General features: G+C 58.8%; 16 protein-coding genes and 1 tRNA gene. 11 read left to right on the top strand and 6 right to left on the bottom strand.

Annotated elements, in window-relative coordinates; all coding sequences use genetic code 11:
- Positions 1-151: 151 nt before the first annotated feature.
- Together U1140_RS07080 and U1140_RS07075 are read right to left on the bottom strand one after the other, a co-directional pair.
- Entirely contained in the window at positions 152-847 is a 696-nt protein-coding gene (locus U1140_RS07080; RefSeq protein WP_369846829.1) for a hypothetical protein, read from the bottom strand.
- Between the two features lie 39 nt (positions 848-886).
- Complete coding sequence (locus U1140_RS07075; protein WP_369846828.1) at positions 887-1,585, bottom strand: IclR family transcriptional regulator; 699 nt, start codon at positions 1,583-1,585, stop codon at positions 887-889.
- Positions 1,586-1,614: 29 nt separating this feature from the next.
- Here U1140_RS07075 and leuC point away from each other — a divergent pair, with 29 nt between their 5' ends.
- A complete protein-coding gene (leuC, locus tag U1140_RS07070) occupies positions 1,615-3,048 on the top strand; it encodes a 3-isopropylmalate dehydratase large subunit (protein WP_369846895.1) in 1,434 nt (477 codons plus the stop codon).
- A gap of 98 nt (positions 3,049-3,146) precedes the next feature.
- Positions 3,147-3,734 carry a 3-isopropylmalate dehydratase small subunit gene (gene leuD, locus U1140_RS07065; RefSeq protein WP_369846827.1) on the top strand — a complete coding sequence of 196 codons (588 nt, stop codon included), beginning with the start codon at positions 3,147-3,149 and terminating at the stop codon, positions 3,732-3,734.
- 23 nt (positions 3,735-3,757) lie between these two features.
- Here leuD and U1140_RS07060 read toward each other — a convergent pair whose 3' ends face one another.
- Entirely contained in the window at positions 3,758-4,753 is a 996-nt protein-coding gene (locus tag U1140_RS07060) for an NUDIX hydrolase (protein WP_369846826.1), read from the bottom strand.
- Between the two features lie 117 nt (positions 4,754-4,870).
- Between U1140_RS07060 and U1140_RS07055 the strand changes: the two genes are divergently transcribed.
- Together U1140_RS07055 and U1140_RS07050 are read left to right on the top strand one after the other, a co-directional pair.
- Positions 4,871-5,863 carry an NAD(P)H-dependent glycerol-3-phosphate dehydrogenase gene (locus U1140_RS07055; protein ID WP_302501914.1) on the top strand — a complete coding sequence of 331 codons (993 nt, stop codon included), beginning with the start codon at positions 4,871-4,873 and terminating at the stop codon, positions 5,861-5,863.
- A gap of 122 nt (positions 5,864-5,985) precedes the next feature.
- Positions 5,986-7,047, top strand: coding sequence for a D-alanine--D-alanine ligase family protein (locus tag U1140_RS07050; protein ID WP_369846825.1), 1,062 nt, complete (start codon positions 5,986-5,988; stop codon positions 7,045-7,047).
- Between the two features lie 30 nt (positions 7,048-7,077).
- Here the strand turns inward: U1140_RS07050 and U1140_RS07045 are convergent, their stop codons facing one another.
- Positions 7,078-8,250 carry a DUF3515 domain-containing protein gene (locus U1140_RS07045; protein WP_369846824.1) on the bottom strand — a complete coding sequence of 391 codons (1,173 nt, stop codon included), beginning with the start codon at positions 8,248-8,250 and terminating at the stop codon, positions 7,078-7,080.
- A gap of 27 nt (positions 8,251-8,277) precedes the next feature.
- Between U1140_RS07045 and U1140_RS07040 the strand changes: the two genes are divergently transcribed.
- The 6 genes from U1140_RS07040 to coaD are packed head-to-tail and all read left to right on the top strand — an operon-like array spanning position 8,278 to position 14,929.
- Complete coding sequence (locus U1140_RS07040) at positions 8,278-9,255, top strand: thiamine-phosphate kinase (protein ID WP_369846823.1); 978 nt, start codon at positions 8,278-8,280, stop codon at positions 9,253-9,255.
- Entirely contained in the window at positions 9,252-9,956 is a 705-nt protein-coding gene (locus tag U1140_RS07035; protein ID WP_369846822.1) for a uracil-DNA glycosylase, read from the top strand. Before U1140_RS07040 ends, U1140_RS07035 begins: the two co-directional genes overlap by 4 nt.
- Positions 9,957-9,967: 11 nt before the next feature.
- Positions 9,968-11,518: a DAK2 domain-containing protein gene (locus U1140_RS07030; protein WP_369846820.1), complete on the top strand. Its 1,551-nt coding sequence runs from the start codon at positions 9,968-9,970 to the stop codon at positions 11,516-11,518.
- A gap of 1 nt (position 11,519) precedes the next feature.
- A complete protein-coding gene (locus tag U1140_RS07025) occupies positions 11,520-13,760 on the top strand; it encodes an ATP-dependent DNA helicase RecG (RefSeq protein WP_369846819.1) in 2,241 nt (746 codons plus the stop codon).
- Positions 13,761-13,802: 42 nt separating this feature from the next.
- Positions 13,803-14,372 carry a 16S rRNA (guanine(966)-N(2))-methyltransferase RsmD gene (gene rsmD / locus U1140_RS07020; protein WP_369846818.1) on the top strand — a complete coding sequence of 190 codons (570 nt, stop codon included), beginning with the start codon at positions 13,803-13,805 and terminating at the stop codon, positions 14,370-14,372.
- Between the two features lie 14 nt (positions 14,373-14,386).
- Complete coding sequence (gene coaD, locus U1140_RS07015; RefSeq protein ID WP_369846817.1) at positions 14,387-14,929, top strand: pantetheine-phosphate adenylyltransferase; 543 nt, start codon at positions 14,387-14,389, stop codon at positions 14,927-14,929.
- A 62-nt stretch (positions 14,930-14,991) separates the two neighbouring features.
- Here the strand turns inward: coaD and U1140_RS07010 are convergent, their stop codons facing one another.
- Positions 14,992-15,828: a DUF368 domain-containing protein gene (locus U1140_RS07010; protein ID WP_369846816.1), complete on the bottom strand. Its 837-nt coding sequence runs from the start codon at positions 15,826-15,828 to the stop codon at positions 14,992-14,994.
- 167 nt (positions 15,829-15,995) lie between these two features.
- On the opposite strand from U1140_RS07010, the gene U1140_RS07005 reads away from it, so the two are divergent.
- Positions 15,996-16,072, top strand: a tRNA-Leu gene (locus U1140_RS07005).
- Positions 16,073-17,456: 1,384 nt separating this feature from the next.
- On the opposite strand, the gene ggt is transcribed toward U1140_RS07005, so the two are convergent.
- Entirely contained in the window at positions 17,457-19,328 is a 1,872-nt protein-coding gene (ggt, locus tag U1140_RS07000; RefSeq protein WP_369846815.1) for a gamma-glutamyltransferase, read from the bottom strand.
- Positions 19,329-19,516 lie beyond the last annotated feature (188 nt).

Genomic DNA, 19,516 nt, shown 5'->3' with positions numbered 1-19,516 from the left:
TCTAGGTCGCTGTACTGCAGCATTTCACCCCCCCCCGTAGCGAGCAAGGCTACGGGGGTTTCGCATGTCAATGACAGCCTTGGATTCCAGCTGCGCGAGACAACTTCCAGCTGCATGATGCATTACCGGATGCGACCACGATTAAGCCACGCTAACGGATGATGACTTCTGCGTTGTTGCCACCGGTGCAGCGAATGATTTTGGTTTCGTCGGTCGTGCACCGCATGTCATAGCTGTCGCCGGTGACAGGTGAGGTGGCGCTGACGGTGCGCGGCAACGTGTCATGCACCGGCAGATCGGGGCTTGCGCCGGCTGCCAGTGTCTGCGCAACGACCGTCGCAAATTCGCACGAGGTTGTGCCTTTGTCTACATCAATTCCGGAAATAGTCATTCCGGGACCGTTTCCGTAGGTGCAAATCTCCAGGTTTATGCCGTCCAGGCGGATCTGGTCACCGACTTTCAGCCTAGAAAAATAGCTCTTGAGCTCATTCCACACGCGTTCTTCCGCGGCGTTATCGCTTGTCGACGCTCGGCTGTCCGAGTCGCTGCCGGGAGAACGCGTTGGTTCTGCTGCACGGTTATTCGACGAGCTTGTCGACGAGCTCGAGCCGTTTGTGCTGGTGGAGTCTGCGTCTGCAGAACCAGTGCCAGTAGAATCCTCGCCCGCATCCGCGCCTGGGCCTGCGGTTTCGGCGACGGTGGAAGTTCGCGTTGTCGTGGAGTCGGCGCCAACCAGGTTTTCCGAAATCGTCGAGGCAGGCGAACATCCAGCCAGGAGCACACCGCTGGCGAGCACAGCTGCCGCACTAGTAAGAAGACGTGGGCGGGATACAGGCGCAGAACTCATAAAAGGATTTTAAACCATGCGCACGGAGGTTTTCTGAGATTAGAGCTGCGCACTCAATTCTTGCGCGGTTTTTTGAATGACGTCTGCATAACATTCGCTCGGGCTAGGTTGCATGCGCTCAATCGGACCTGAGATAGACAAGGCAGCGACTACCGAGTTGCTCGCATCGAACACTGGGGCAGAAATGCTTGCCAGCCCTGGTTCACGCTCGCCGATGGAATCCGACCAACCACGAGTGGTTGCGGTGGTGACGTCGGAAAGCGTAAAAGAGGCAGTTTCCAGAATGCGATCGCGTTCGCTCGTGGCGGCGTCGGCAAGCAACACCCGGGCAGCAGAGCCAGAGCTTAACGTCAGACGCGAACCCACCGGCACCACATTGTGCAGGCCAGACGGCGGCTCGCAGGCGGCGATACACACGCGCACGTCGCCACGGCGTTGATAAAGTTGCACTGATTCGCCAGTAGCGTCCATTAGTGATTCCATATATGGAGTCGCGGTGCGCACGAGTTTGTCTTGCGAGCCGGGAAGTTCCGGTCCTGCGCCCCAGCGGCCGTCGACGCGGCGTGCGAGGATCTGATGCATCTCCAGTGCGCTGGCGATACGGTGCGCGGTGGCGCGTGGTATGCCGGTGGTATCGCACAGCTCGGAGAGGTTCATTGGGGTGCTCGCGGTGGCTTTCATGATCGCAACTGCGCGATCTAGCACCTTAATTCCCGAGATTTCGCTATACCGTCCCATACCATGATACTATCTTCCTAACATGTGGGATAACAAGTGAGGTGGAAACCATGACAGAAAAACTCACTCTCGCCGAAAAAGTATGGCGCGATCACGTCGTCGTCAAGGGAGAAGACGGCAAGCCAGACCTGATCTACATTGACTTTCAGCTCTTGCACGAAGTCACCAGCCCGCAGGCTTTCGACGGACTGCGCATGCACGGTCGCAGCATGCGGCACCCGGAGCTGCACCTTGCCACCGAAGACCACAACGTGCCGACCGAGGGCATTACGCGGGGCAACCTGCTGGAAATCAAAGAACTGACCTCGCGCACGCAGGTCGGTACCTTGCGTAAAAACTGCGAAGAATTCGGTATTCGCCTGCACTCTATGGGTGATAAGCAGCAGGGGATCGTCCACACCGTCGGCCCGCAGCTGGGTATTACCCAACCAGGCATGACTATCGTATGCGGTGACTCGCATACCTCCACCCACGGTGCCTTTGGTTCGATCGCGATGGGCATTGGTACCTCTGAGGTAGAACACGTGATGGCGACGCAAACACTGTCGTTAAAGCCATTCAAAACCATGGCCATTGAGGTCAGTGGCGAACTGCAGCCGGGTGTGACCGCGAAAGACCTGATTTTGGCGATCATCGCGAAAATCGGCACCGGTGGTGGACAAGGCCACATCATTGAATACCGCGGCGAGGCCATTGAAAAGCTGTCGATGGAAGCCCGCATGACCATCTGCAACATGTCCATTGAAGCAGGCGCTCGTGCAGGCATGGTTGCACCCGATCAAAAAACCTTTGATTATGTGCGCGGTCGCGAATTCGCCCCGGAAAACTTCGACGAAGCTGTTGAATACTGGAAGACCTTGCCGACGGACGAAGGTGCAGAATTCGATACCGTTGTCGAGATTGACGGTTCCGCACTGCGCCCGTTCGTTACCTGGGGCACCAACCCTGGTCAAGGCCTGCCGCTGGATTCCACGGTGCCGGATCCGGAAGACTGCACCGACGACGGTGATAAAGCCGCCACGGAAAAGGCCCTGGCCTACATGGATCTGCAACCGGGCACCCCGTTGCGCGATATCAAGATCGATACCGTGTTCTTAGGCTCGTGCACCAATGCGCGCATCGAAGATCTGCGCGCGGCTGCCGAGGTGGTTCGTGGGCACAAGCTCGCTGCCGATACCCGCATGATGGTGGTACCGTCCTCGGCGTGGGTGAAACAACAGGCCGAAGAAGAAGGCTTGGACAAGATTTTCATCGACTTCGGTGCAGAATGGCGCACCGCAGGTTGTTCGATGTGCTTGGGCATGAACCCTGACCAGCTGCGTCCGGGCGAGCGCTCTGCCTCGACGTCGAACCGCAATTTCGAAGGCCGCCAAGGCCCGGGTGGTCGCACACACCTGGTATCACCAGCTGTTGCCGCTGCTACCGCGATTAAAGGCACCCTCGCAAGCCCTGCGGATCTGTAACGGCTGACAGTTGCTCAAAACGGCTTAGCCCTCAAGATTGAGTCGGCTGACAAGCGGATTAGACCTCACTGCAGAGCAGGAATTAAAAGGAGCATCCCATGGAAAAATTCACCACGCACACCGGCACCGGCGTGCCACTGCAATACTCCAACGTTGATACAGACCAGATCATCCCGGCGGTCTACCTCAAGCGCGTCTCGCGCACCGGATTCGAAGACGGCCTGTTTGCCAACTGGCGCCAAAATGACGATTTCGTGCTCAACCGCGAGGAATTCCGCGACGGTTCCGTGCTGTTCGTTGGCCCGGATTTCGGCACCGGCTCCTCCCGCGAGCATGCGGTGTGGGCCCTGGGCGATTATGGTTTCCGCGCGGTCTTCTCGCCGCGATTTGCCGATATCTTCCGCGGTAACGCCGGAAAAGCCGGTCTGCTCGCGGGCATCATGGAACAATCCGATATCGAGTTGATCTGGAAGCAGCTGGAAGCAGAACCGGGCACCCAAGCCACGGTGGATCTGGAATCACGCTCGGTTGATGTCGGCGGCCACGTCTATCCCTTCGAGATCGACGATTACACCGCCTGGCGCCTGCGCGAAGGCCTGGACGATATTGGCCTGACGCTGCAGAACGACGACGCCATCAGCGAATTCGAGTCCCAGCGCCCAAGTTTCAAACCCCAGGTGCGCTAAGTTTAAACCCAGTGCGCTAAGTTCTAGCGCACTGGCAGTGCCGATTCCCAGTAGTCGGCACCAACCAGCTTGCCTTTGCGCAGGGAGAGCACCCACACGCCGCCTTTTTTAAATTCCCGGGGCTGGATCGCGAAATCGCAGTCGCTGGCCAGCGACTCGATCACCTGCGGCATTATTCCGCCCTGGGAAACGACCACCGGAACCCCGCCGCCGGTCGCGATCTCGGCGAACCGCGCTTGGGCGTCGGCAAGCGAATCCAGCCCAGCATCACCCAATAAGGTCTCGGTGGCCACGGGTAGGCTCAGTGCATCAGACAACGGGGCAATGGTGTTCTGGCAGCGTACTGGGTCTGCCGAATACAATGCGCTCGGCTGATAGGCCGCAAGCAGCGGGACCAAATATTCCGCTTGGCGGCGACCTTTTCTGTGCAGCGGGCGCAGGTTATCGTCACCGCTCCAGGTCTTGCGGTCATGCGCTTTGGCGTGGCGCACATACAGCACCCGGGTATCCACGCCGTCGTCGTGGCGCTGCGCGGCTTGTTCCAGCACCCTGCGGTCGGTGTCATAGGTGAGCTTGTCGTGGGCGTCGTCGACGCTGAGCCAGCGCAGTTTGTTGACTTCGTCGTTTTTCTGAAACTTTCCGCCGGTGACCTCGGCGTTCCAGTAAAACACCACCTTCGTGCGGTTTTGCACCGGATAGTTGACAGAACCCAGTAGAGCACCGAGCCGAACCTGGTAGCCGGTTTCTTCGGCGATCTCGCGCACGCAGCAGGCGGTGAGCGATTCATCCGGATCGACTTTGCCTTTCGCCAGCGACCAGTCGTCGTAACGCGGCCGATGAATCACCGCCACCTGCGCATTGCCGTTGTCGTCGGTGCGCCATAGCACCGCGCCGGCAGCCAGGGTTGGTTTGGGGTAATCAGCACCGGGGTCTTTGGCTACGTGGTGGTAGCGCGCGGAAAGCTGGAAACCACTTTGGTTGTCTTTGTCGGCTTCGCTTGTCTGGGATTTTTTCGCCATGGTGCCTATTTTCCCGAAAACCACACCGAAATGCATAACCTTCCAGATAATTGTCAGTGGTGGGACGGCCTGTAGCTAAGACGGTAGGCTAGTGGGGATGTATTTCAAGGAGGCGCAATGCGGGTAGCAGTTATGGGAGCCGGGTCGTGGGGAACCACCCTGGCAAAAGTTTTTGCTGATGCCGGAAATAACGTCTGCCTGTGGGCTAGAAGGCGCGAGTTGGCAGAGACCATCGCCAGCACGCGCATTAATCCGGATTATCTGCCGGATATTGTTCTTCCCGACGCCCTTGAGGTCACCACGGATATCACCACTGCCCTCGACGGCGCAGACATCGTGGTGTGTGGTGTGCCGTCGCAGACTTTGCGCGAGAACATCACCGCCTGGGCGCCGCACATTCCCGGCGATGCCACGGTGCTGTCGATTTCGAAGGGAATCGAGCGCGGCACCCTCAAGCGCATGACGGAGGTCATCGTCGAAGCCGGCATCGAAGAAGAGCGCGTCGCCGTGCTGTCGGGCCCAAACTTGGCGCGTGAGGTCGCCCTGGAACAACCAGCAGCCACCGTGATTGCCTGCGTTGATGAAAACCGCGCCAAGCTGGTGCAAGCTGCGGTGGCCAATCACTATATCCGCCCGTACACCAACACCGATGTTATTGGCTGTGAGCTGGGCGGGGCGTGTAAAAACGTCATCGCGCTGGCCTGCGGCATGGCCACGGGCCTGAGCCTGGGCGAAAACACCCAGGCCACCCTGATCACGCGCGGGCTGGCAGAAATTACCCGCCTGGGCGACGCGCTGGGCGCCGATCAACGCACCTTTGCCGGGCTGGCAGGTTTGGGAGATCTGGTGGCCACCTGCAACTCGGAGTTGTCACGCAACCGCACCTTCGGCAAGCGCTTGGGGTTGGGAGATTCCCTCGCCGATGCCAAGGCAGCGACGAAGGGCCAGGTTGCCGAAGGCGTGATCTCGTCGAATTCCATTTTCCAGCTTGCGCAAGATCATGACGTGGATATGCCGCTGACCCAAGCGGTGTATTCCGTTTGCCACCGTGATTTGGCGGTTTCCGACATGATGGTCGCGTTGATGGGCCGATCGAAGAAATCCGAGTAGCCAGCGCGCCGAGTAGGCGTTGCGCCCAGTAGCCAGCGCGCCGAGCAACCATCACGCGGCTGGCGAACACAACCATAAGCAGTCGTGAATCTCGCTGCAGCTGCGGTGGTAGCATGACGCGCATGACATCTAAGACCCGCGTGGCCGTTTTCTATGGCGGCCGGAGCACTGAGCACTCGGTATCTTGCGTCTCTGCCTCGGCAATCATGGCGCACTTGGACACGGACCGCTACGAGGTCATCCCGGTCGGCATTACCCGCGAGGGTGTTTTCACCATCGGCGAGCAGGGCCTTGCAATCGTCGACGGCACCTTGCCAGAGGTCACCTTGCGCGATGAGTTGGCGCTGTCACTGAACCCGCAGCGCCGGGTGTTGCATAACTTGAACACGGGGGAAGTTCACGCCGAATTCGATGTGGTCTTTCCCGTGCTGCACGGCCCATTCGGTGAAGACGGCACCATTCAGGGCATGCTCGAGCTAGCCGATATTCCCTATGTAGGTACCGGCGTGTTGTCGTCGGCAGCGAGCATGGATAAGGAATACACCAAAAAGCTCTTGGCCGCTGAGCACCTGCCGGTGACTCCGGAAGCCGTGTTGGGTGCAGGCGAGGTGCTTTCCGACGGTGACAAGCAGCGCCTTGGCCTGCCCGTCTTCGTCAAACCGGCCCGTGGTGGTTCCTCGATCGGCGTTTCTAAGGTCACTGCGTGGGAACAATTTCCCGCAGCTCTCGATGCCGCGCGCGAGGCTGATGTTGCTGGTAAAGCGATTATCGAAACCGAAATCGTCGGTGATGAGGTCGAGATCGGCGTGCTGCAATACCCCGATGGAAGCGTGGTTGCTTCGGTGCCGGCGAAGCTGAACAACACCCAGGATTCGCAAGAAGGCTTCTACGGCTTCGAGACAAAATATCTTGCCGACGTTGTCACCCCAACCATTCCAGCGCCTTACGACGAAGAACTGACCGCCCAGCTGCAGGACATGGCACAGGCTGCTTTCCGTGCGCTGGACTGCGTAGGGCTGGCTCGTGTGGACTTTTTCGTCACCGAGTCTGGGCCGGTGATTAACGAGATCAACACGATGCCGGGCTTTACCCCGATTTCGATGTATCCGCAGGTTTTCCAGGCCAGCGGGGTTGCCTACGCGGAGTTGTTGGACACGATGATCCAGACCGCGCTGGCTGACTAAACACAGTGTTCGGCGAGCCCGGCGCGCAGCTTAACCCGCCTCTGGCGTCGCCGGGGTGTGCTGTTTCACCAACTCGGTGATCCGCGACAACGCTTCTTGCGCAGACGCCTGCGGGGTCGACACTGCCACCGCAACCTCGCGGCCTAACGGGTACCACGTGGAGGCAGTGGTTCCGTCGGCAAGCACGGTGTCTTCAAACCACGGCACTTCGTTGATTTGCTGCAAACGCTCACCACGGGGAACCTCTGGGTCTGCGATGCCGCAACGCAGCACGATCGGCTCGTATCCCGGGTGTGTCCACGCGACGGTGTCCGGCTCAGTAGCGCGCCCGGTGTTGTCGTCAGCGTTGCCGCGAGCAGCGGCGTATAGCTCGTAGCCGTCGGCGGGGGTGAAACCATCGCGGGCGGCATCGACCAATTTCCGGCACATCTCTACGGCCTCTGGGCCTGCCGTGGCTAACTCCGACAACGGTGCCGGGTGCGGGGTGTGTTCGTGGAGGGCGAGTGCTTCAGTGGCACCGGTGAGTTCTTCGATGGCTTGTCGGGCGTGCTCGGGGGCGGCACCGTCGGTTTCCTCGGGGCGGTCCACGGTCACCGCTACCGTCGGGAAGCGGTTGGTGGAATACCAGGTGCTTAACGACGATCCCGGGGTTTGATCGCGTACTTCGATCCACTCGGTGGCAGCATCCGTGCCGCTGTCACTGGCGCCGCCATCACCAATAGCCTGCGGTGCGGAATACTCGCTGTATTGGAACGGCATATCCACACCGCAACGCAAACTGACCTGGTCGCGGTAGTTGTCGCTCGCCCCAGAGCTGCCGGAAGACCACGCGGCAACACCAGCTGGGGCCGGCTCGGCGATCTCTGCGCGTGGGAGGCCAGCGACATCGTCGGGAAGCGAGGCGATAAGCTGTTGACATTCGGCAGAATCAGCATGCTCGGCGGGCAGATCCGACAACGTGACCGTTGGTGCGCCGCCACCGATGATGCGCGCACCAACCAGCACGACCGCGACCAGGCTGAGCGAGAGCCCCAACGATACGTAGATCGGGGCTTTACCGATGCTTTCTTCGGCTGTGCCGTCCTCTATGCGCTGCGTGGAGGTGGCGTCGTCAGCGTGGTCTGTATTGGCTGTTTGGCCGGTATTGTGTGTGGGATCTGTAGCGTTTGTGTGATCGGCACTGCGTGTGGGATCTGCGGTCATAGTCGAAAGTCTAACGAAAGGCTATTTGTGAGCGATAAGCCAACCCTCGGAGATCTCAGCGAACGCGAGGTCATCAACGCCATCACCGAGGTTGCCCCGTCGGTAATCAATGGCGACGATGCCGCGGTGCTGTTTCCCTCGCAGCCCAATTCCCGCACCGTGGTTGCCACGGACACCATGGTCGAAGGCCGGCATTTCCGCTTGGATTGGTCGAGTCCGGAAGAGGTCGGCCAAAAAGCTATCCTGCAAAACTTCGCTGATATCGAGGCCATGGGGGCGCGCCCGACTGCCGCGCTGCTCTCGCTGTGCGCGCCATCCGATACCCCGCTGGAGGTGGTGCGCGGGATCGCCGAAGGCATCGGTACGCGTGCGCGGCGCTATACCGCAGAACTCGTCGGCGGTGACCTCACCCAGGCGCAGCAGTTGATCGTTTCGGTCACCGCCATTGGTTCGCTGGGTGGTTCGCGTGGGCCATTGACGCTGGACCGGGCGCGCGCCGGGCAGATCTTGGTTGCTCATGGGCGTCTGGGCTGGTCCGCAGCCGGGCTGGCGTTGCTCGAGCGGTTTGGCCGGGATGATATTCCCCGGGAGCTGACCTCGCTTGTCGACGCCCACTGCGCGCCGTGGCTCAGCCCCAACCGGGGCATGATCGCGCGTGCTGCCGGGGCGAGTGCTATGACGGATAATTCCGATGGCCTGTTGCGTGAGCTGACTCTGCTTTCGCAGCGATCCGGGGTTGGGGTCGATTTAGACTCGGCTGCGCTGCAACCCGACGAATTGCTGGTGCAGGCCGGGGAGCTTCTCGGCGTTGATCCCTGGCAGTGGATCTTTGGCGGGGGAGAAGACCACACCTTGCTGGCGACGACGTCGAAGTCAGCGCCGTCGGGCTTTCGCCGTATCGGTGAGATCACCAATCAGACCAAGGCCGCGACTACCACGTTGTGCATGGATGGCGCCCCTATACAGCACAGCGCGGCGATCAACGGATGGGAGAGTTTCCAATGAGTACACCGCACACTACCGAGCCCGGCGCGCAGCTGCGTGAAAAACTCGCCGCCTGGCCGGACCTGCTCAATCGCGTCGATGCCTCCTGGTTCCCGGTGCTAGCCACTGTTGCCGATGACATCGTCGCCGCGATGAACCATGCGAGCCAAGCAGACTACCTGCCAGCAGAAGACGACGTCTTCCGCGCATTGTCCCTGCCGCTGGATAAGGTCCGCGTGCTCATCGTCGGCCAAGACCCATACCCCACGCCGGGGCATGCCATGGGCTTGTCCTTTTCCACCCATCCGGCAGCGACCGGGGCACCGCCGCGATCACTCGCGAATATCTACCAAGAACTCGCCGCCGATACCGGCCATGCCGTCACCGCCGACGGTGATCTGCGCCCCTGGCACGAGCAAGGCGTGTTGCTGCTCAACCGGGTGCTCACCGTCGCGCCGGGCCAAGCAGGCTCGCACCGTAAACAAGGTTGGGAGGCAGTCACCGAAGCCATCTTGCGCGCATTGCCTGCCGAGAACCTAGTGGCCATTTTGTGGGGCAAACAAGCCCAAGAATGCGAGAAATTCCTCGACTGCCCAACAATCACCAGCCCACACCCCTCACCGCTGTCGGCGCGCCGCGGATTTTTCGGCTCCCGGCCGTTCAGCCGTGCGAATCAGTACCTTGCAGACCAGGGTTGTCAGCCAATTGAGTGGAAATTGTAAGCTAGAGCATCATGTCTGTGCGCGCAAATACTCCCGATGAGACCACCGGACCTGCCACCCGCCTCGACGGGGCAGGTCTGCGTCGTTGGGCCCAGCGCGCCGCAGCCGAATTGCAACGCCGCCGCAGCGAAATCAACGAGCTCAACGTCTACCCGGTGCCGGATTCCGATACCGGCTCCAATATGTCGTTTACCATGGACGCCGCCGTCGCCCAGGCCCAAGACTATCCCGACGAGCAGGTCGCACCAGCACTCGCCATGGGTGCTGCGCGTGGGGCACGCGGTAATTCTGGGGTGATCCTGTCGCAGGTACTGCGCGGCATTGCCGATTCCTGCCCAGAAAGCCGCCTGGAAGCCGCACAACTACGCGCAGCACTACACAGTGCCGTCGAGCTCTCCGAAAAAGCCATCGCCGCCCCCGTAGAAGGCACCATCATCAGCGTGTTGCGGGCGTGTGCGCAGGCCGCCGAAACGGATTCCACCGACCTGCTCGCCGCCACCCGCCAAGCCCTGCACGCCGGCGAACAAGCACTGGCCGCGACCCCATCACAGCTTCCCGAACTACGCGAGGCAGGCGTCGTCGACGCCGGGGGAGTAGGCCTACTGGTGCTCCTGCAGTCGCTGGTCGACGAACTCGAAGGCCGCAACCAGTCCCAGGCCAGCGCACTTGCCACCGATACCTTCGCCTCCCACGCAGACACCCCACGCAGCCACAACCTGGAAGTGATGTTCTTTTTTACCGGCGACGTCGACAAGCTCGAAGCCGGAATCAGCCCACTTGGCGATAGCCTGATCATCGCCCGCGTCAATGACCACGAAGCCACCGTCCACATCCACAGCGAGCGCGCCGGGGCGGTGCTGGAAACCAGCTTGGAGTTTGGCCGGCCCAGTGATATCCGTCTAGAGGTGCTGCCGGATACTAGCGCGTATGACTCGGATGCAGCAGGTGCGAATGCTGCCGTTGGAGCAGGTGCCGACGCCAACACCGCAGCTGCTACGCGCCCGCGGCACCGGGAGCTGCTTGCCGTGGTAGCCGATGCCAAACTCGCTGAGTTGTTTACCCAGGCCGGGGCGCAGGTGGTTCAGCCGGAGGAATTCCGCCGCGACCATCTTGGCGCCGCGGCAGCTACAGCCACAGCCGCAGACGAGCCTGCAGCATTGGCGCACCTGAGCGTGTTGTCCAACGGCTATCTCACCGCCGCACAGCACGAGCAGCTGCGCGTACAGGGTGCAGAAGTGATCGCGACGGACTCGGTCTGCGCCGGCATTGCCGCGATCTCGGTCTATGACAAAACCCTGCCGCCAGCCGAGGCAACTGAAACCATGTGTGAAGCCGCCAACGCCATGCGCACGGCGGTGATCGCCGAACCCGCACGATTCGGCGAAGGCCTTGCCGACGAGGTGTTGCGGGTCGCAGCTAACCTGGTCCGCGACGGCGATGAACAGATCACGGTGCTGAGCCCGCTCGTAGACGCGATCGACGAAGCAGCACTGGCGGCTCTCGGCGTGGATGTGATCGTTTTCGCCACCGAGACGGGACCGATCGAGCTAGGGGTGGAATGACGTGTTGGGGTGGCGTGATGATCGCAAGCTGGTCGATGTCGTCGGCGAGAAAGAAGGCCGCGCGATTGAGAAGGCCTTTGAATTCGATACTTGCGGCGAGCTGCTCACGCAATGGCCCCGCACGTTTGCCCGCCTGAATTTTAAGCTCACCAGAGATGATATTTCGGCCGAAGAACCACTGACGTTTTATGCCGATGTCGTGAAAATCGAGCAAGTTAAAACCGGCAAAGAGCGCACCGTCATTCATCTCAGCAACAGCGCAGAACTGGTCTTTTTTCACACCAAGGTTTTTGGCGTGTGGGCAGGCGACCGCATGCTGGTGACGGGCAAACCGCACTGGTACCGCGATCATCCTACCTTTAGCCACCCGCAGTGCCTGGTGCTGCAGAATCCGAATGATCCCCACGGCGGGAAACGGAAATCGCGTTTTCACAGTGGCGGCATGAAACAGTTGGAGCGCTACCCGGGCTTGTCGGAGTTTATTGAATCCCGGCCGTTTATCCCCATCTATCGCCAGACCAAAGGCTTGGCGACGTGGCGCATTGTGGGTGCGGTGTACGAAATTTTGCGCACGCTGCCCGAGTTGCCGGATCCCACCAATGGTGGCATGTCGCTTAATGCGGCGCTGGGGCAGATGCATTTTCCGCCGCAGGAGGGCAACGACACCGCCGTTGAGCGCTTGAAATCCCACGAGGCGCTTACGCTCTCGCTGGTGATGGCGTTGCGCCGGCTGGACGCACAAAAATCGGTGGCAACCCCGCTGCCGCCGGGAGAAAAACAACGCCAGCTGTTTGCGGGCTTGCCGTATCAGCTCACCGCAGACCAGCAGACGGCTTTTGCAGAGATCAGCGATGACCTACAGCAGAATTATCCAATGTCGCGCCTGCTGCAGGGAGAGGTCGGCTCCGGCAAAACCGTGGTGGCACTCGCGGCGATGCTGCAGGCGGTTGATAACGACAAGCAAGCCGCCTTGCTTGCCCCCACAGAAGTGTTGGCCACCCAGCACGCCAACAGCCTGGCCGCCACCTTGGATGCTGCCGGGGTGAAGGCCAACGTCGTGCTGCTGACGGGCTCGTTGCCGGTGAAAGCCAAACGCGAGGCGCTGCTGCAGATTGTTTCTGGCCAGGCAGATATCGTCGTCGGCACGCATGCGCTGCTGGAAGATTCGGTAGAGTTTTGCGATCTCAGCTTTGTCATCGTCGATGAGCAGCACCGTTTCGGCGTGGAACAGCGCGATAAGCTGCGCGCGAAGACCTACCCGGTTGCGCATTTGTTGGTGATGACAGCAACCCCGATCCCGCGCACCATCGCGATGACGGCCTTCGGTGATCTCGCAGAATCCGTCATCAAGCAATTGCCGCGTGGACGCCAGCCGATTAATTCGGCGGTGGTGCCTCACGTTAATCACCGGTGGACCCAGCGGATGTGGCAGCGGTTGGAAGAAGAACTCGCCGCCGGTCGGCAGGCCTATGTGGTGACCCCGCGCATTGACGGCAAGGGTGGGGCCATTGAAATCGCGCTGAAGCTCGGCGCGGAGGTCCCGCCGGTTGCGGTGCCGCGTACCGCCCCGGAGGATCTGCACGAGGTCGATCCGTTTGCGCGCTACGGCGATGACGAGCGCCCGCTGCCCAAGGGCATGCCGGATTTGTTTGCCCCGCCGGAGCGTGAAGTGCTTGACGACGTCCCCACCGAGATCACGGGCGCGCGCATCGGGGTGCTTTTCGGGCGCATGAGTGGCCCGGATAAAGAGCAGGTGATGCAGCAATTCGCCGCTGGGGAGATCAACGTGTTGATCTCTACCACCGTCATTGAGGTCGGTGTGGACGTGCCGAATGCGACGATGATGATCGTGCGCGAATCTGAACGCTTCGGCTTATCCCAGCTGCACCAGCTGCGCGGCCGGGTGGGCCGTGGCACGGAAAAGTCGGTGTGCTTGTTCCACACGCTGGCACCGGAGGGCCATCCCGCGAGTCAGCGGCTGCAGGAAATCGCGAAGACGAATAACGGCTTTGAAGTCGCCCGGGTGGATTTGGATCACCGCAAAGAAGGCAATATGTTCGGCACGCTGCAGGCAGGCGTGCAGCGGCAGCTGGAATTGCTTGATGTTAACAACGATGTCGGGATCATCGAGATGGCGCAGTCGCAGGCCCAGAACATTGTGAAGGCTGATTTGGCGATCGCGCGTGCGATGGTCGCTGGCATCGATGATGATTACGACTATCAGGCGGTGACCAAGAACTAGCCGCCCGGCCGGTACTGTATCCACCCGGTTAGACTAGTGGGCATGAATCGGATCATTGCAGGTAGTGCTCGTGGCAGAAAGATCGCGGTGCCAGCAGAAGGAACCCGCCCGACCAGCGACCGCGCCCGGGAGGGGCTGTTTTCCGCGTTGAACGCGCGCCTGGATTTTCCAGGTGCGCGTGTGCTGGATCTGTTTGCCGGTTCTGGTGCACTGGGCCTTGAGGCCGCCAGCCGAGGTGCGAGCAGGGTAGTGCTTGTCGACGATAGCCCGCAGGCCTGCGAGATCATTCGCGCTAACGCGGCCGTGCTGGCTGATTGCGGCGCCCAGATTGATGTGGTTGGTTCACCCGCACTCGATTTCGTGAGCCGCACCGGGGAAAAATTTGACCTGGTGCTGGCAGACCCACCTTATGCTGTGGGCGATGCGGATATTGCGGAGATCCTCGACCAGCTACCGCGGATTCTGCACGACGAGGCGATGGTAGTGATCGAACGGGAAGTGCGCTCGCCGGAAACCGCGTGGCCGGACGAGTTCGCACCGACTACGCAGAAGCTGAAACGCCGCACCTACGGTAAAGCACGGATGGATATGGCGAATTATCGTCCTGAATAGTCAAGGAGAAAAGCATGACTGAAAACAACGAGCAAGCAGCAAAGACCCAAGCAACAAACACCCAAGCAACAAAGGCCACTGCGAAAAAGACCACCGCCGTGTGCCCTGGATCGTTTGACCCGGTGACGATGGGCCACGTGGACATCATCACCCGCGCGGCACAGTCTTTCGACCACGTGACCGTTCTGGTAACAGCCAACCCGAATAAGAATGGTTTGTTTAGTGTCGAAGAGCGCATGGAGCTGATTCGGCGCTCGGTGGATTGCGAGAACGTCAGCGTGGATGCGTGGAGCGATCTGCTGGTGAAATACACCGATGAGCACAACATTGATTGCCTGGTTAAAGGCCTGCGCAGCTCGTTGGATTATGAATACGAGCTGCCGATGGCGCAGATGAATAAGCGTCTATCTGGCATCGATACCTATTTCTTGCTGACCGATGAAAAATACGGCTACACCTCTTCCTCGTTGGTCAAAGAGGTGGTCCGCTATGGCGGCGATGTTTCTGATTTGCTGCCTGAGCCGGTAGCCAAGGCGATTGCGCAGAAGTTCAACTAAAGCGCGCTTCGCCGAAGCCACCACGTTCAATTCCCCCGAACGGCTACCGCAGCTGCAATGGCTTAAGCGGTGGCCTTTTTCTTTTTCCGTGCTTGTGCGCGATCGGCAACGATGAACGCGGCGACGATGGCTGCGCCCAGCAGAATCATCAGAATAAGGGTGAAGAAGTTGGCATCGCCATCGCCTTGCCACGGCCAGATGGCGCGTAGCGAGCCCAGCATCAAACCGGCCATGGCCACCAGCGTCAAGGTGCGGTGGTTATCCAGCAAGTAGTTGATGACCTTCACGAAGGCCACCAGGCCGGTCAGTGCACCGGCGGCGAAGACGGCCAGCACGGTAAGGTCCCGGTCCGAGACAGAGCCGATGACGAAGTTGTACAGGCCCAGGGTCAGCAAGATCAGTGAGCCGGACACACCCGGCAACACCAGTGCGCAGACTGCGACGGCTGCGGCGAAGAAGACTGCGATCAGTGATGGGTCACGGGCTGGCTCTGAGGTGAAGCTGGTGACGATAGCGACCAGTACCGCGGCGATGATAAACGTGATGATCGCCGAGCCTTTTTTCTTGCTTAAGTCTTCATCAATCATCATCAGCGGCACGATGATGGAGACTGCGACCATGCCGAAGAACAACGCGCGGGCGACATCCGGGGTGCCTTCCACGAAGGAACTCAGGATGCCGGACAGACCGAAGACGGCGGCGAACATACCGACGGCGATGGTGAGCAAAAAGACCCATTCGACTTCGCGGAAGCGCAGTTTGAGCAGCAGGTTGGCGTTGTGCAGGGCGCGTTCGTAAATGCCCACGATCAACGCGACGGTTCCGCCGGAGACGCCGGGAACCAGTTCCGCGGAACCGATCAGCGCACCGCGCAGAATGTTGAGGAGATGTGTAACCATGCGGGCTATTATATGCATCGCGTGCTGCCCACACGGTGTCTTGCGTTGGTTTACCTGGGAAGTGTCGGTAATTGGTTGCTGCTGCCATTCGCTCAAGGTCGCAAAAATGGCTTATGAGCAGCTGATTAGTTAATTACGGTAATGGTGTTATAGGCTATTTAGCGCACGCCCCAGTAGCCCAATTGGCAGAGGCAACGGATTCAAAACCCGTCCAGTGTGAGTTCGAGTCTCACCTGGGGCACCACATCAAAAACTAAATAACCAGGGAAAACAGGACAAAAACTAGGTTAAGAAACAATAGCCCACGACATGCGCACTACACGCATCGACGAGTTGGACAGGTGGGCTTTTTCGCGAAAAACGCGTCATGATAATCCGCGATCGTCTTTTCCCCTCCGCGGGTTAATCCATAGTCCCTCGTGCATCAAGATGGCGTTTTTATCCGCCCAAGCTTGCGCTGCTGATTTAGTGCTCAAGATTTTGCGGTGGAGAACGCCCAGGCGGTTTCATGGTTTATTGATATGGATCGTTCGCGCGGCAGTATTCTGCGGCGTTTTCCGCGATGCATTCGCCCCACCATCCTTGAATTTCGGTGTTGCTCGGTCTCGGGTTTCCGTTTTCGTCGTGTCCGTACCCGCATAGGTACGCGGGGCAGGTTCCGCCTTCGGCGTAGGGGATTGTGGCGGGATTTGGTCCGGGACCTAGTTTGGACGCTTGGTCTTCTGGTAAGGCGCAGTCTGGCCATTCGACAACGCTCATATCAGAAAGTTGCGCGTAGCCGTTTTCCCAACAAGACACAAAGGTAGGCTGTGTGGAGCTTGAATTGTTCTTTTGTTTTGGTGCCGTTTCTTGTCCCCAAGCTGCATCTTGTGCCCCTGGGCCTTGTACCGAAGTTTCGCCTTCAGGCGCCGGGGCAGTGGGACTATTAGATGTGGAGGTTACTGACGTTGAAGACTGCATCGTTGAGGAAGCCGGGGTCGAAGAAACAGGGCTTGATGATGGCGCCGTCGCACAGGCGGTAAGAGCTAAAGGAAATGCCATGAGAATGGTGGGTATCCATGCTGCTTTTGGCCCGTTACGGTGCCAGCGGATTCGGTATCCGCGGGCCTCCGCGGCCTGAATAAGAGTTTTAGTCATTAGCGTCCATACGTTGTTAAAATCAACTTTTAGGTTATGATAAACACGAAACCGGCGATAAGTCCCCCAGGGGGTGGACTTCTCACCCCGATAGGTGAGATAGCCGGTTTCAGTGTATATATGGCTGGCCCCAAGGGGTGAATAGGCTAGCCAAGTTAGGTTCAATGCAGGGGGCAAACCAAGTACATTTCTTTCCCTCCAAATGCCTTTGCACGGCCCAGAGACCATAATCGGCGACTTGTAGACCCCAGGACGATGGAGCAGTCCACACGCAGAGCGTGATGTTTCGGTCTATTTGCTGGCATACCTATCTGACGGCTTCGTAGGCTATTTTCCTTACCCGTTTTGTGCCGAACTCTGCCACGATTACAAACAGTTCATCTTCGGGGTTGATCAAGCCTGGTCGAGGTGTCGACGGCGCCATAATAAATTCGCGAATTGAGCATGTGCTGTCGGTGAATCTAGACATATTAGATGCCCCGACAGTCCTCTTATTTACCTAACACGACCCCCTCACGGCGAGGGTCGACACCTCCGATGATCCCCTGGTCAGTCTTTTGCAAGATGGACAGTCCGCTGGTGCGTTCTGTGAGTTCTACGGTGTGACCCATTTCTTCTAGCTGAGAAATCACCTCTAAATCTTCATTCACGGATGGGTGCTCAGAACCAATTTGGGTTTCGTCTTTATTCATCGCCCCGTAGTTGACAGCATTAGCTGCTTCTTGTGGGTCCATGCCCGCATCAATCATTCGTACAAGTGCAGCGATTAAGTATTGGATGATCAATGATCCGCCAGGGGAGCCGAGAGCTATTTCTACGTTCTTATCTGCGTCGAGGACGAGTGTAGGAGACATGGAAGAACGCGGGCGTTTTCTACCTTCGACTCGGTTGGCAGCGGGCGTACCATCGTCTGCGGTTGGATCCGCTGAGAAATCGGTTAACTGGTTGTTTAGTAAAAATCCGTTGGTCATGTGAAAAGAGCCGAAGGCTGCTTCAATGCTGGTAGTCGCGCTTGCAGCGTTTCCTTCTTTGTCAATAACGCTGATATGGGTGGTTCCGTGCTCATTGACCTCTGCACCAGGAGAGGCTGGTACTGAGAGCTCACCAGCCTGGGCGGTTCCCATGCTGTGCTTAGCATCAATCAGTTCTGCCCGAGATGCCAAATAATCAGGATCGACGATGTCTTGTGGCTGGGGAACAAAGGCAGGGTCAGCGACATAGGCGTCTCGGTCAGCATAAGCCAGGCGTTCTGCCTCGGATACTAGATGGATGATCTCTGCATTGAGTTCACCATCGGTAGGCAGTTCGAAATGGTCGAGTATTCCCATGGCAGATACAACAGCGGTGCCACCTGATGATGATGGAGGCATGCCGCAGATGGTTTTCTCGCGGTATGGTGCACACAGTGGTTCGCGCTCTTCGGGGGCGTATGAAGCCAAATCCTCCATGCTCATTTTTCCAGAGGTCAGCTGCTCATTTTCTCGGTTGACTGTATCGACGATCGCTTGGGCGATTTCGCCTTCGTAAAAGGCTGACGATCCCTCTTTAGCAATTCGGGCTAGAGTATGGGCATATTCGGAATTTTTAAGTAACTCGCCGACGGGCTTGGCTTGATTTTCGCGAGTCAAAAAGTACTCGCGGGCAGCGGGGTCATTTGCCAAGTTTTCTGCAGCATCGGCAACGGATTGGTGCATGCGCGGGCTAATCTCAAAACCGTTTTCTGCAAGCTCAATCGCGGGATCGAAATTGGTTGCCCACTCATTCTTACCGAACTGCTCGTGCAGCTGTTCCAGAGCTGCGATTGTTCCGGGAACCCCAATTGAGCGTCCGGAACTTCGAGCATCAGGTAGCGGCTCTGACTGCTCTATTTCGTCGATATAGCGTAGGTAGTTTTCATCGGCAGCATGTGGTGCGGTCTCCCTGCCGTCGATTGTGGTGACTTTAGCGGTTTCGGCATCGTAGTAGATAAAGTAGCCGCCACCGCCAATACCGGATGATTGTGGTTCGGTTAATCCAAGTACCAGTTGCGCTGTGACAACAGCATCGGCGGCATTACCGCCTTGGGCTAAGATTTCACATGCTAGTTGGGATGCAAGTGGATTAGCAGTCGCTACGGCATAATCTGTAGATTCGACGGCCCGTAAACCTTCCCTGTATCCGGTGCCTATCTCTGGGGACTGGCCGATATCGTCGACGCTGTCGCCCGATGCTCCTGATTGTTCTAGGTCGTGATCAGTAACAGCGCAGTCATCAGCTGTTTGAGCAGGGGCGCTTTCGTGCGTTTCTTTTTCGTCAGTAGTGGTGCACGAGGCTAACACCAGGCTAGCTGGCACAACCAGCGCTAATAGTGATTTGTGTAACATGGGAGGCAGTTTAGCACCGGCTGTGCTTTTCATTGGGAGCGTCCCCAATTATGCCGGTCGTGGAACTATTGAAATTTTTGCTTTTCTGCGAGAAGAGCCGACTCTGCTTAGTAGGTAAACTGAATGAAAAACAACTGTGTAAGTGATGAATCCGGCACTAGGGTTCTACATGTGGAGGGGTACGGCTA

It is taken from the genome of Corynebacterium drakensteinense, assembly GCF_041224285.1.
Taxonomy (GTDB): Bacteria; Actinomycetota; Actinomycetes; order Mycobacteriales; family Mycobacteriaceae; genus Corynebacterium.
This window is presented reverse-complemented; position numbering and strand designations above follow the sequence as displayed.